Source organism: Kitasatospora sp. NPDC127067, assembly GCF_042724755.1.
GTDB classification, from domain to species: domain Bacteria; phylum Actinomycetota; class Actinomycetes; order Streptomycetales; family Streptomycetaceae; genus Kitasatospora; species Kitasatospora lactacystinica.
In genome coordinates this window covers 64,854-77,009 of record NZ_JBHXEM010000032.1, presented here as the reverse complement: position 1 = coordinate 77,009, position 12,156 = coordinate 64,854, and the positions used below count along the sequence as shown (strand labels likewise).

13 protein-coding genes are annotated in these 12,156 nt (G+C 76.1%); 4 read left to right on the top strand and 9 right to left on the bottom strand.

Annotation, left to right across the window (positions count from 1 at the left end; translation table 11 throughout):
- Nucleotides 1-90: 90 nt before the first annotated feature.
- Genes ACFWJ4_RS16300 through ACFWJ4_RS16290 form a run of 3 tightly spaced genes read right to left on the bottom strand, consistent with a single transcriptional unit; the run spans nucleotide 91 to nucleotide 3,067 of the window.
- Nucleotides 91-612 (bottom strand): copper chaperone PCu(A)C, encoded by a 522-nt coding sequence (locus ACFWJ4_RS16300; protein ID WP_380544213.1) that lies wholly within the window; start codon nucleotides 610-612, stop codon nucleotides 91-93.
- Between the two features lie 59 nt (nucleotides 613-671).
- Nucleotides 672-2,909: a heavy metal translocating P-type ATPase gene (locus tag ACFWJ4_RS16295; protein ID WP_380544210.1), complete on the bottom strand. Its 2,238-nt coding sequence runs from the start codon at nucleotides 2,907-2,909 to the stop codon at nucleotides 672-674.
- Complete coding sequence (locus ACFWJ4_RS16290; RefSeq protein ID WP_380544207.1) at nucleotides 2,906-3,067, bottom strand: hypothetical protein; 162 nt, start codon at nucleotides 3,065-3,067, stop codon at nucleotides 2,906-2,908. Before ACFWJ4_RS16290 ends, ACFWJ4_RS16295 begins: the two co-directional genes overlap by 4 nt.
- A gap of 330 nt (nucleotides 3,068-3,397) precedes the next feature.
- On the opposite strand from ACFWJ4_RS16290, the gene ACFWJ4_RS16285 reads away from it, so the two are divergent.
- On the top strand, nucleotides 3,398-5,164 hold the full coding sequence (locus ACFWJ4_RS16285) for a TROVE domain-containing protein (RefSeq protein ID WP_380544204.1): 1,767 nt from the start codon (nucleotides 3,398-3,400) through the stop codon (nucleotides 5,162-5,164).
- Here ACFWJ4_RS16285 and ACFWJ4_RS16280 read toward each other — a convergent pair.
- Nucleotides 5,102-5,503 (bottom strand): NTP pyrophosphohydrolase, encoded by a 402-nt coding sequence (locus tag ACFWJ4_RS16280; protein WP_380544201.1) that lies wholly within the window; start codon nucleotides 5,501-5,503, stop codon nucleotides 5,102-5,104. The genes ACFWJ4_RS16285 and ACFWJ4_RS16280 overlap by 63 nt on opposite strands.
- A 150-nt stretch (nucleotides 5,504-5,653) precedes the next feature.
- Here ACFWJ4_RS16280 and ACFWJ4_RS16275 point away from each other — a divergent pair, with 150 nt between their 5' ends.
- A complete protein-coding gene (locus ACFWJ4_RS16275) occupies nucleotides 5,654-6,553 on the top strand; it encodes an MBL fold metallo-hydrolase (RefSeq protein WP_380544198.1) in 900 nt (299 codons plus the stop codon).
- Here the strand turns inward: ACFWJ4_RS16275 and ACFWJ4_RS16270 are convergent.
- Nucleotides 6,436-6,849, bottom strand: a complete 414-nt coding sequence (locus ACFWJ4_RS16270) for a PPOX class F420-dependent oxidoreductase (RefSeq protein WP_380544195.1) — start codon at nucleotides 6,847-6,849, stop codon at nucleotides 6,436-6,438. The two genes, ACFWJ4_RS16275 and ACFWJ4_RS16270, sit on opposite strands and share 118 nt — an antisense overlap.
- A 56-nt stretch (nucleotides 6,850-6,905) precedes the next feature.
- Nucleotides 6,906-8,267 (bottom strand): D-alanyl-D-alanine carboxypeptidase family protein, encoded by a 1,362-nt coding sequence (locus ACFWJ4_RS16265; RefSeq protein ID WP_380544192.1) that lies wholly within the window; start codon nucleotides 8,265-8,267, stop codon nucleotides 6,906-6,908.
- 201 nt (nucleotides 8,268-8,468) lie between these two features.
- Here ACFWJ4_RS16265 and ACFWJ4_RS16260 point away from each other — a divergent pair, with 201 nt between their 5' ends.
- The gene (locus ACFWJ4_RS16260; RefSeq protein ID WP_380544189.1) at nucleotides 8,469-8,666 is read left to right on the top strand and encodes a hypothetical protein; all 198 of its coding nucleotides are present in this window, start codon (nucleotides 8,469-8,471) and stop codon (nucleotides 8,664-8,666) included.
- An 85-nt stretch (nucleotides 8,667-8,751) separates the two neighbouring features.
- On the opposite strand, the gene ACFWJ4_RS16255 is transcribed toward ACFWJ4_RS16260, so the two are convergent.
- The 3 genes from ACFWJ4_RS16255 to ACFWJ4_RS16245 all read right to left on the bottom strand — a co-directional run bounded on the left by ACFWJ4_RS16255 (nucleotide 8,752) and on the right by ACFWJ4_RS16245 (nucleotide 10,973).
- Nucleotides 8,752-9,537 carry a L,D-transpeptidase family protein gene (locus tag ACFWJ4_RS16255; protein ID WP_380544186.1) on the bottom strand — a complete coding sequence of 262 codons (786 nt, stop codon included), beginning with the start codon at nucleotides 9,535-9,537 and terminating at the stop codon, nucleotides 8,752-8,754.
- A 74-nt stretch (nucleotides 9,538-9,611) separates the two neighbouring features.
- On the bottom strand, nucleotides 9,612-9,935 hold the full coding sequence (locus tag ACFWJ4_RS16250; RefSeq protein ID WP_380544183.1) for a hypothetical protein: 324 nt from the start codon (nucleotides 9,933-9,935) through the stop codon (nucleotides 9,612-9,614).
- Between the two features lie 144 nt (nucleotides 9,936-10,079).
- The gene (locus tag ACFWJ4_RS16245; protein WP_380544181.1) at nucleotides 10,080-10,973 is read right to left on the bottom strand and encodes a TetR/AcrR family transcriptional regulator; all 894 of its coding nucleotides are present in this window, start codon (nucleotides 10,971-10,973) and stop codon (nucleotides 10,080-10,082) included.
- 81 nt (nucleotides 10,974-11,054) lie between these two features.
- On the opposite strand from ACFWJ4_RS16245, the gene ACFWJ4_RS16240 reads away from it, so the two are divergent.
- The gene (locus ACFWJ4_RS16240; RefSeq protein WP_380544178.1) at nucleotides 11,055-11,906 is read left to right on the top strand and encodes a siderophore-interacting protein; all 852 of its coding nucleotides are present in this window, start codon (nucleotides 11,055-11,057) and stop codon (nucleotides 11,904-11,906) included.
- Nucleotides 11,907-12,156 lie beyond the last annotated feature (250 nt).

Genomic DNA, 12,156 nt, shown 5'->3' with positions numbered 1-12,156 from the left:
GCCGGCGCCGAGCGTCCTTCCCGGATCGCCGCCCCGGACCCTGGGGCCCGAAGCCGTCGGGCTTCGGGCCCCAGGGGCCTTCGGGGACGGTCAGCGCGGTCGTTCGGCCGCGGGCAGGACCTGGGCGGCGAGCCGCAGCGGCGGACTGTGCCGGAAGGCGAGGGTGAACTCCACCCACTGGCCGGCCCGCAGCGGCGGCGGCTCGGCGATCATCAGGTCCGCGTCCTCCGGGGTCATCCGCAGTTCGCCGCGGCCCGGCACCGGCAGCGCCGAGGCCGGCTCCCAGCGGCCCGCCGCGCCCTGGTGCAGGTGCCGCTTCAGCGTGATCCGGCCGCCGAACTCCCAGGAGGCGCCGGTCAGTTCGTCGGGGACGTCGCCCGGATTGCGGACCGTGAAGAAGGCCGCCGTGGCGGTGGCCGCACCCGCCGTCGGCAGCAGCACCCAGCCCGGTTCGGCCGTCACCGGGAGGGCGCGGCCGGCCCCGCCGACCGCCGTCCACCCGGTGAGCAGGACCAGGGCCAGGGCCGCCGCGCCGACCGGCGGGCCGGCCACCGCGAGACGCCCGGCGGCCCTCGCCGCGGCCCTCCCCGTCACGCCCGTCACGCCCGTCACGCCCCTCACACCCGTCACGCCCCTCACACCCGTCACGCCCTTCCTGTCCTTCACGCCCCTCACCGCCGTCCTCCCCGGCGCTGTCCCCGCCCCGGCTCCCAGGTGCGCAGCCGCAGGCTGTTGCCCACCACGAGCAGCGAGCTGAGCGACATCGCGACCGCCGCCAGCATCGGGTTGAGCAGCCCGACCGCCGCCAGCGGGATCAGCACCAGGTTGTAGCCGAAGGCCCAGAGCAGGTTGGCCCGGATGGTCGCCAGGGTCTGCCGCGCCAGCCGTACGGCGTCCACCACCGCCTCGATGTCGCCGCGGACCAGGGTCAGCCCGGCCGCGCCGATCGCGGCGTCGCTGCCGGAGGCCAGCGCCACCCCGAGGTCCGCCGAGGCCAGGGCCACCGCGTCGTTGACACCGTCGCCGACCACCGCCACCGTCCGTCCGGCGGCGCGCAGTTCGGCCACCACCTCGGCCTTGCGCTCGGGGGAGGCCGAGGCGTGCACCCGCTCGATGCCCAGCTCGGCCGCCACCGCCCGCGCGGCGCCCGGGCCGTCCCCGGTCAGCAGGACGGTCTCCAGGCCCAGCCCGCGCAGCCGGTGGAGCGCCCGCCAGCTGCCCGATCGCAGGGTGTCGCCGACCACCAGGACGGCCGCCGGCCGCCCGTCCAGCTCGACCGCGACGGCCGTACGGCCCTCCTTCGCGGCCTGTGCGGCCGCCTCGGCCAGGGCCGGCGGCAGGACGGAGTCGTCCGGCCGCACCACCCGCACGGCCCGGCCCTCGACCGTCCCGGACACCCCGAGCCCGGTGGTGGCCGCGAAGCCGTCCACGGCCGCCGGCGGCCCGCAGCGCTCCCGGGCCGCCGCCGCGACGGCCCGGCCGATCGGGTGCTCGGAGCGGTGCTCGACCGCGCCGGCCAGCCGCAGGGCCTCGTCCTGCGCGAGGCCGTCGGCGGTGGTGACGGCCGCCAGCTCCATCCGTCCGGTGGTCAGTGTCCCGGTCTTGTCCATCACCACCGTGTCCACCCGGCGCAGGCTCTCCAGCACCTCCGGGCCGCGCACCAGCACGCCCAGTTCCGTGCCCCGCCCGGTCGCCGCCAGCAGCGCCGTCGGCGTGGCCAGTCCGAGCGCGCACGGGCAGGCAACCACCAGCACCGCGACCGCCGCCGTCACCGCCGCCTGCGGGGCCGCGCCCGCGCCCAGCCAGAAGCCCAGCACGCTCGCCGCGATCGCCAGCACGCAGGGCACGAACACCCCGGCCACCGCGTCCGCCAGCCGCTGCGCCCGCGCCTTGCCGGCCTGGGCCTGCGCCACCAGCGCGGTGATCCGGGCCAGTTGGGTGTCCGCGCCGACGGCCGTGGCCCGGACCACCAGGGCGCCGCCCACGTTGACCGTCGCACCCGCCACCACGGCGCCCGGGCCGACCTCGACCGGCACGCTCTCCCCGGTCAGCAGGCTCAGGTCGAGCGCCGAACCCCCTTCGACCACCACCCCGTCGGTGGCCACCCGCTCGCCCGGCCGCACCACGAACTCCTGCCCGGGCAGCAGCAGTTCGATCGGCACCAGGCGCTCCTCGCCGTCCGCCCCGCGCAGGCACACCTGCTTGGCGCCCAGCTCGGCCAGCGCCCGCAGCGCGGATCCGCTGCGCCGACGCACCCGGCCCTCCAGCAGTCGCCCGGCCAGCACGAACAGCGGTACGCCGACCGCCGCCTCCAGGTACACGTGCGCGGTGCCGCCGCCGTCGGCGGTCAGCGAGAACGGCATCCGCATGTCCGGATCGCCGGCCCCGCCGAGGAACAGCGCGTACGCCGACCATCCGAAGGAGGCCACCACACCCAGACTGACCAGGGTGTCCATGGTCGCCGCCGCGTGCCGCAGCCCCCGCAGGGCCCGGCGGTGGAAACCGGCCGACCCCCAGGTCACCACCGGGACGGCGAGCGCGAAGCAGACCCACTGCCAGGCGGTGAACTGCGCCGACGGCACCATCGACAGCACCAGCACCGGGACGGCCAGCAGGGCGGTGACCAGCAGCCGCCACCGCTCGTCCGGCTCCTCGGCCGCCATCCCGACCGGAGCCCCCGCGGGCAGCGGCTCGGCGGTGTAGCCCGCCCGTTCGACCGCCGCCACCAGCTCCGCGACCGGGATCCCGGCCGGGTGCAGCACCCGGGCCCGCCCGGTCGCCAGGTTCACCCCGGCCGTCACCCCGTCGATCCGGGCCAGCCGCTTCTCCACCCGGCCCACGCAGGCGGCGCAGGTCATCCCGCCGACCGCCAGATCGGTGGCGACCACGGGCTCGGCGACGGCGCTCACCGCATCCCGCCCATGTCGTGCCCGCCCATTCCGGGGGACGCCCCGCCCCCGCCGCTCGGCCGCAGCCCGGGCGCCACCGGCCCCACCTGCCGACCCACCCCGTAGGCCACCACGAACACCACCACCAGCAGCAGGAGGAACCCCACCAGCACACTCAACGGCCGGACACCCGGCGACTTCGCACTCACCTCCCAGCAGTCGGACACGACCGCGGAACGGTTCCCGTACGGTCCGAAATCGAGGCGCGAATAATCGGATGACGAGCCGCGGCCCGACCGGGTAGCGTCCGGGACGGCGCCTCCCGATGCGCCTGGCCCCGGTTACTTCCTTTTCGAAAACCATCAAGTGACACCGGTGCCGATTCTGATCCCGGGAGGCGCCCGTCCCGGCACGCGCCGGTTTCGGCCCGCGCCCGCGCCCGTCCCGCGGGCCCCGCCTCGCCCTTCCCCTCCCGCTCCGGCCCGACCACCCACCAGGGGGACCTCTGCATGACCCGGTTCAACCGCCAACGGACCAAGGCCGCCACCAGGGCCGAGATCCAGCGAGAACTACCGGGACTCACCGCACGGGGGGTGTCCTCCCCGCTCTCCACCCACGGCCAGTGGCCGATCCCGGAGGTCCAGCACCTGCGCTCGGCGCCGCCGCCGGTCCTCCGGCGCACCGCGGCCGCCCCGGAGACGGCGGCCGCCCCGGGAACGGCGGTCACCAACCACCAGGGCGGCACCGGCTACCTCCGGGAGCCGAAGGAGGAGCTGTTCCTCCTCGCCGTCTCCCACCTGTTCGGCCAGGAGAGCTTCTACGAGTCGGCCGTCGAACGCGACGAGCGGTACGTGCGGCTGATCCGCGAGCACGCCGTGAGCGACCCCGAGTGGACCCTCGGGCTGCTGCGCTGGCTGCGCACCGGGTTCCGCGTCCGGACCGCCGCCCTGGTCGGGGCCGTCGAATTCGTCCACGCCCGGTCGGCGGCCGGCGCCGCCGGGTACTCCCGGCAGGCCGTCGACGCGGTGCTCCAACGCCCCGACGAGCCGGGCGAGTTGCTGGCGCACTGGACCGGCCGGTACGGCCGTCGGCTGCCCCAGCCGCTGCGCCGCGGCATCGGCGACGCGGTCCGCCGGCTCTACACCGGCCGCGCGCTGCTGAAGTACGACACGCCCTCGCGCGCCTTCCGCTTCGGCGACGTCCTGGAGCTCACCCACCCCGCGCCCGACCCGGACAAGCCCTGGCAGGGCGCGCTGTTCCGGTACGCCCTGGACCGCCGCCACCGCCCGGACCGCGCCCTGCCGCCCGCCGACCAGCGCCTGCTGAGCGCCCACCACGAACTGCTCGGCGTCCCGCCGGCCGACCGCAGGGCGCTGGTCACCGAGCCCGGCGGCGCGCAGCGCCTCGCCGAGGCCGGGATGACCTGGGAGGCCCTGGCCGGCTGGCTGCAGGGCCCGCTGGACGCCGCCGCCTGGGAGGCCGTCATCCCCTCGATGGGCCCGATGGCGCTGGTGCGCAACCTCCGCAACTTCGACCAGGCCGGCGTCGGCGACGAGCCGGCGGCCCGGGCGGCCGGCCGGATCGCCGACCCGGAGGAGGTCCGGCGCTCCCGGCAGTTCCCGTTCCGCTTCCTCGCCGCCCACCGCGCCACCCGCTCGTCACGCTGGTCCGAGCCCCTGGAGACCGCCCTCGGGCACTCGCTGGCCGGGGTGCCCGTGCTGCCCGGCCGCACCCTGGTGCTGGTGGACCGCTCGTCCTCGATGTTCGACCTGCCGTCGGCCCGGACCCAGCTGAACCGGGCGGACACCGCCGCCGTCTTCGGCACCGCGCTGGCCCTGCGCGCCGAGCGGGCCGACCTGGTCCAGTTCGGCACCGGCAGCCGGGCGGTCGAACCGGAACCCTCGGTGCTGCGGACCCTGGGGCTCTTCCGCAACCTGGGCGGCACCGACACGGCCGGCGCGGTCCGCCGGCACTACCGGGAGCACGACCGGGTGGTCGTGGTCACCGACGAGCAGGCCCACCGGTCGAGCGCCGACCCGTTCGCGCCCGTCCCCGAGGACGTCCCGGTGTACACCTGGAACCTGGCCGGCTACGCCGTCGGCCACACCGCCCCAGGCCCGCGCCGCTACACCCTCGGCGGCCTCAGCGACGCGTCCTTCGAGCTGATCCCGCTGCTGGAGAGCGGCCAGGACGGCGGCCACCCCTGGGAGCAGTCAGCTCCGCACACTCCGCGGCCCGGTCACCCCGGCGCCCAACACGCCGACCCGGGAGCGTAGTTCACGGTCGGCGGTGACCACCAGGCAGGTCCGCTCCGGGTCCTCGGTGCGGGCCGCGCGGACCAGCTCCACGATCCGGTCGTCCCCGCTGCCGCTCGCGGCGACCACCCGCACCCCGGCCACCCCGTCGACGCCCCGGGCCGCGCCCTCCACCACCAGGACCACCTCCAGCGGGCCGGGCAGCTCCGGCACGCCCCGGGCGGCCACCGCGACCAGCCCGTCCCGCAGCCGCTCGGCGGCGCCCCGCCGGTCCCGCCACCAGCCGTCCGGCACCGACCCGACCACGTTCGCGCCGTCGACGACCAGCAGGGGAAGCGGCCCGGCCGCGTTCTCGTCCATGGCCGCCAGCCTGCCACGTCGTCGCCCCGCGCCCGGCCGCGGGCACGCGCCAGGGCGCGGGCACGCGGCTCGGCCGAACCGGGGACGTGCCCGGCATGTCCGGCGCGCGCTGCCGGGCGGCCGCACGGCGGTCGGGTAGGCAACGGGCCCATGGAGACACGCATCGACGAGATCGCCGAACGCATCTACCGGGTCTCGACCTTCGTCCCGGAGATCGCCCCGCCCACCGGGTTCACCTTCAACCAGTTCCTGGTCGACGCCGAGGAGCCGCTGATCTTCCACACCGGGATGCGCCGGCTGTTCCCGGTCGTCTCGGAGGCGATCGGGAAGGTGGTGCCGCTGGAGCGGCTGCGCTGGGTGACCTTCGGGCACGTCGAGGCGGACGAGTGCGGGGCGATGAACGAGTTCCTCGCCGCGGCACCGCACGCGCGGGTGGCGCACAACACGCTGGGCTGCCTGGTCTCGCTGAACGACCTGGCCGACCGTCCGCCGGTGCCGATGGACGACGGCGAGGTGCTGGACCTCGGCGGGCGCCAGGTGCGCCGCCGGCTGCGCAACATCAACACCCCGCACGTGCCGCACGGCTGGGAGGCACGGGTGCTGTTCGAGGAGCAGACCCGCACCCTGTTCTGCGGAGACCTGTTCACCCACCTCGGCAACGGGCCCGCCGTCACCGACGCCGACCTGGTCGAACCGGCCCTGGAGTCCGAGCGGCTGTTCCGTCAGACCTCCTGCCTGACGGCCGCTGCGGCCGCGCTGCGCTCCCTGGCCGAGCTGCGCCCGCGCACCCTGGCGGTGATGCACGGCTCCTCCTTCCAGGGCGACGGCGCGGCCGCGCTGAACGCCCTGGCGGACGGGCTGGAGGAGCGGTTCGGGCCGGAGTCGGAACTTCGTCGGGCTGCCCAGCGTGCTGGCGGGCCCGCACCCGTAGCTCAGTCCGCCAGCGTGATCCGGATGCCGACGGTGCCGCGCTCGCCGCGCCGCAGCCGGCTGCCGAGCAGGGTGAGCACGCCGAGCAGGCCGTACTTCTGGCGCAGCAGCGTGCGGTAGGCGGCGGTGCGCTCGGGGCCGAGGATCTCGGCGGTGGCGGGGTACTGCTCGCCGGTCGGGTTGCCCTTGACGTCGCAGGGGCCGACCAGCACGTCCGCGCGGTTGCGGATCCGCTTGACCTTCCAGGAGTCCGCGACGGTCCAGACGCCGAGCGCCTCCCCGTCGCGCACCACCCACACCGGGGTCGGCACGGTGGTGCCGTCCTTCCTGTACGTGGTGACGAGCAGGTAGCTCCCGGAGGAGAGCCGGACGATCCGGGAGAGCCGGTCCGCGGCGGAGGGGTCGGGCGTGGTCATGGCCGGAAGTCTAGAGGGCGGTTCGCCGGAACCCGGCCGGGTACCCTCCTCGTCGGTCAGTCGGATCCGGTGCGGTGGGTTCGGATGCGGAAGCTGGCGGTGCGGGCGCTGCGGACCAGCGTGCGGGCGTGGCGGACCACGCGGCGCCGGCCGCCGCGGCCACCGACGCCGGTGGCGCCCCCGACGGCGGTCGCGCCGCCCCCGCCGTACGCGGGGACGGGGACGGCCCGGGCGGGCGTGGCGCGGCGGTGGGCGGCGGTGCGGGCGGTGGTCCAGGCGGCGAGCGCGGTGCCGAGGGCCGCGGCGGTCCAGACGGCGGCGCCGAAGCCGGAGTCGGAGCCGCCGGCCACCGGAGGGCGGGACCAGGGCGGGAGCTGGTCGACGGCCTCGGCCTCGGCCCCGGCGGACGGGGAGGGCGAGGGGCCGGCGGGCTCGTCGACCAGTTTGCCGACCGGCTGGACCTTCCCGGCGGCCGCGAAGCCCCAGTCGAGCAGGCTGGCGGCCTCGTCGTACACCTTGCCCTGCGCCTCGGGGTGCATCACCGTCACCAGCAGGGTGCGGCCGTCGCGTTCGGCGGCGCCGGTGAAGGTGGCGCCCGCGTTGGTGGTGTAGCCGTTCTTGACGCCGATCAGGCCGGGGTACTTGCCGAGCAGCCGGTCGGTGTTGGCGATGTCGAAGCTGGTGCGCCGGCCGGTGAGCTTGTCCAGCCCGCCGGGGAAGCTCGCGGTACGGGTGGAGCAGTAGGAGCGGAAGTCGGTGTTGCGCAGCCCGGCCCGGGCGAAGAGCGTGAGGTCGTAGGCGGAGGAGACCTGGCCGTCCATGTCGTAGCCGTCGGGGGAGACCACATGGGTGTCCCGGGCCTGGAGGGCCCGGGCGCGCTCCTGCATCTCGGTGACGGTCCGCTGGATGCCGCCGTTCATGTGGGAGAGGACGTGGACGGCGTCGTTGCCGGAACTGAGGAAGACGCCCCGCCACAGGTCCTCGACCCGGTAGGCCAGGTTCTCCTTGACGCCGACCAGGCTGCTGCCGGCGCCGAGGCTGGCGAGTTCGGCCGTGGTGACCTTGTGTTCCAGGCCCCGGTCGAACTTGGGCAGCACGGTGTCCGCGAACAGCATCTTGAGGGTGCTGGCCGGGGGCAACGGCAGGTGGGCGTCACGGGCGGCGAGCACCTCGCCGGTGGCCGCGTCGGCGACCAGCCAGGAGCGGCCGGTCAGTTCGGACGGCAGGGCCGGCGCCCCGGCCAGCGGCGCGACCTGGACGGCCGGGCGGCCGAGCCGCTCCCCGCCGACGGCGGGGACGGAGTCCTGGGCGAGCGCCGCCGGGGCGACGACGGAGAGCACCAGGGCGGCACAGGCGGCGGTGCCGGCCACGGCCCTGGTGACGTACGGGGACTTCTGTTGCACACGCTTGGGCTGCACACGGCGAACGTACCCGCGCCGCCGCCGGGCCGCCGGGCCTGCTGCTCCGTCCGGAGTTCTGCGGCCGCGCGGGGAGCCCGAGGGGCCGCCCGGAGCCGTGCGGACCCGTGCGGACCCGTGCGGAAGGGACGACTTTGGTGGCGCGGGTCCGCACCGAAAGTCGGACGTCCGGCGACGGGTCGCCTTCCTAGGCTCGGGGGCATGAAGACCCTGCTCGGCTACCTCGGCTCGGTGTTGATCGTCGGCGGCGCCTCGGGCCTGTTGTCCACCTGGATCGAGGGCTTCCGGCTGTTCGGCTTCGTCCGGGTCCTGGTGCCGGCGGGCCACGAGATCGCCGGGTACGCCACCCTGGTGGTGCTCGGTGTCCTGCTGACGCTCCCCGCCGCCCGGCACGGCTAGCGCGGCCGGGCGGCGGGGAGCGGTTGCGCGGCGGCGAACCGCGGTGCGGCCGCCGCCGACGGGGTCCGCACCGGGCGCCCGGCCCTCAGCGGGCCAGGGCCGGGGCGTCGCCCATGACCACCACCGGGTGCAGGGCGGGGTCGAGGGCGAGGAGCAGTTCGCGCATCCGGTCGGGGGTCAGTCCGATGCAGCCGTGGGTGGGCCCGCCGTGGTCGACGTGCAGCCAGATGCCTCCGCCGTACTGCCCGCCGCGCGGGCGGCGCCGGTCGAGCGGGGAGGCGCCGGGCACGCGGTTGTAGTCGATGGCCACCACGTAGTCGAAGGCCCCGGCGAGCGGCTCGCCCGCGAAACCGGTGCCGGAGATGCTGAAGTCGTCGGTGTGGTCGTAGGGCAGCCGGGTGCCAGGGTCGGGCAGGCGCCCGCCGGCGTCGCCGAGGGTGAACACGCCGATCGGCGAGCGCAGATCGCCCTCGTGGTGGTCCGGGGTCCAGCCGTGCAGGGCGTTGCGGGAAGGCCAGGTCGGGCCGGCGAGCCAGCCCGTGCCGTCGTCGCGGTAGAGGACGGCTCGGCCGGTCGAGGCGTCGGGGCCGTCACCGGTGACGACCAGCGCCCGCCGCGTCCCGGCGGGTACGGCCGCCAGCAGGCGGGGCCCGACCCCGGGCAGTTGGCGCGGCAGTTCGGGCGGAGCGGGCCGGGCGGCCACGGCCGCCGCGGTCGGGTGCGGCGTGGGCGCTGCGGGCGCGGGGGCGTCGGGGGCGCCCGGGGCGTCGGGGACGGCCGCGGCCGGCGGCACGGGCCCTGCGGCGGTGTTGGGCGCGCAGCTCACGAGGAGCAGCGCCAGCCCGGCCAGGGCGCGACGGGGTAGGGACATGGCGGTTCAGCCTTCGGAAAAGGAGCTTCGGAAAAGGAACTTGGGGAGAGGAGCGTGGGGCGAGGGGGCTCGGATCAGCCGCGCGGGGTGTTCGCCGGCGTGCTGCCGTTCCCGGTGGTGGTCCGCAGGGAGTCGAGCACCTGCCGTACCTGTCGCAGCGTCGGGTCGGACGGCTCGCGCAGGCAGGCCGTCAGCTCGATCAGCTCGGGACGGCCGCCCCGGACGACGACGCGGTGCCCGACGAACTCCCGGGTGCCGCCGTACATGGTGCAGAACGTCTCGGGCCTGCCCTCGGTGAGGGTGGCCGGGCCCGCGGGGGTCTGCGGGATCCGGGCCTGGTCGTCGACCAGCCGGAGCATGACGAAGGCGTCGTCGGCGGTGAGCGGTCCGACGGGCACGCAGAGGTTGGCATCCGGGCAGGACGACTTCACGTCGAGCGGGTTTTTCGGGCCGGCGCGGAGCGGCGGTGCCGCGGGCGGAGGCACCCGAGGCCGGGGACCGCACCGCCCGCAGCGGCCCGGTTCCCGGTTCCCGGGACCGCGTCACCGTGGATCCGTCGGGAGGCCCTCCGCCGCGATGCCGTCGAGCAACACGGCGAGCCCGCTGCGGAAGGCCTCCAGGTGGCCGTCCTCCGGGGCGCCGCCGCCCTCGCTCTGCAGGGCGACGAGCAGGGGGAAGCGTTCCGTGAAGTCCGGGGCGAGTTCGACCAGTCGGGCGGAGCGGCCGGCCCACCAGTCCTCGTCGGTGACGCCGGTCGCGGCGGCCGCGCCGCGCGCGTCGGCGGTGGTGGCGGCCAGGCCGCGGACGAACTGCCAGAGTGCGGCGACCGCCCCGCGCAGCCGCCGGGGAGCCAGTTCGGCCGGTCGCAGCGCGCGCAACAGCGCCTCCATCGCGGCGAGTTCGGCGGGGCCGAGGACCGGGCGGGCCTGCGAGACCTGGAGCACCCAGGGGTGACGCAGGTAGCAGGCGTACAGGTTCTCGGCCCAGGCGGTGACGGCCCCCCTCCAGTCCTCGGCCGCAGAGGGGTCGTCCGGGAGTCCGTCCAGGAGCCCGTCGGGGAGTTCGTCCGGGAGTCCGGACGGGTATTCGGCGGGGCGCTCACCGGGGAGTTCGGAAGGATATTCGGCGGGGCGTTCGGTCGGGCGTTCGGTCGGGAGCTCGGCGAGCACCCGGTCGTGCATCAGGTCGAGCAGTTCGGCCTTGCCGGGCACATAGGTGTAGAGGGCCATCGCGGTGCGGCCGAGCCGTTCGCCCACGGCGCGCATCGACAGTGCGGCCATGCCCTCGGCGTCGGCCACCGCGATTCCGGCCGACACGATCGCGTCCACGCTCAGGCCCGGCTTGGGGCCGCTGCGCCCGGTGCGCGGTTCCGCGGGCGCACCCCAGAGCAGGGCGAGCGAGCGATGGGCGTCGCCCTGTCCGGCGTAGACGGTCATCCGACATCTCCTTATGGCGTAAAGTATCGCCCCTGCGGCAACTCTTTATGCCGTAAGGTTACCAATCGAAGGGGTTTCGCGATGACATTGCCCGTCACCTTCGTCGAGGTCGTCGAGGTCCGCCGGATCACGCCGCGCACCGCCCGGATCACCTTCGCCGCCGAGGAACTGCCCGACGCCGTCGGTACCGCCCCCGACCAGCAGCTCAAGCTCTGCTTCCCCCGCCCCGGCCAGCGCGAGCCGGTGCTGCCCGCCCGGCAGGACGACCCGACGGGCTGGTACCGGGCCTACCTGGCGATCCCCGAGGAGCGGCGCCCGCTGCTGCGCGGCTTCACCCTGCGCGGCCGGCGCCCCGGCACCCGGCTGGTCGAGATCGACTTCGTGCTGCACGGCGACACCGGGCCGGCCGCCGCCTGGGCGCTGCGGGCCGCGCCGGGGGACCGGCTCGGGATGGTCGGCCCCTCCGCGCTGTACGCCCCGCCGGTCCCGTTCGCCGAGGCCGCGGCGGCGGCCGACTGGGTGCTGCTGGCCGGTGACGAGACCGCGCTGCCGGCGCTCGCGACGCTGGTCGGGGCGCTGCCCGCCGGGGTGCGGGCGGTGGCGTACGTCGAGGTCGCGGACGAGGCCGAGCGGCAGCCGCTGGAGGGGCCGCAGGGCCTCGACGTGCACTGGCTGCACCGGGACGGCGCCGCCCCGGGCGCCGTGCTGACCGGGGCCGTCCGGTCCGCCGAGCTGCCGCCGGGCCGGCCGTTCGCCTGGCTGGCCGGCGAGGCGGGGGCGGTCCGGGCGCTGCGCCGCCACCTGGTCGAGGAACGCGGGGTGCCGAAGGCGTCCGTCGACTTCACCGGCTACTGGCGCCACCGGCTGACCCAGGACGACGCGCCGACCGCCGAGGACCTGGCGGACGCTCAGGAGCGGCTGGCCGGGTACTGACCGGGACGGGCCGGGCCGGGCCGGACGGGCCGGGCGGCGGGCGGGCGGCGGCCTCGACAGGAGCCGGGCACGTCGTTTCGCCGGGCGGTGGCGCGGGAAGGGAGTCGCCACCGCCCTTCCCGCGGTGGAGTCGCCCCGGGTCCGGTAAGGGCCGATCGGCTGAAAGATGATGATTCGGCCCGATTTCCTCCGTGAATTTTACTGATTGATGGTCAACTTTACTTTCTGATGGGGATTTACCCCCTTGTCG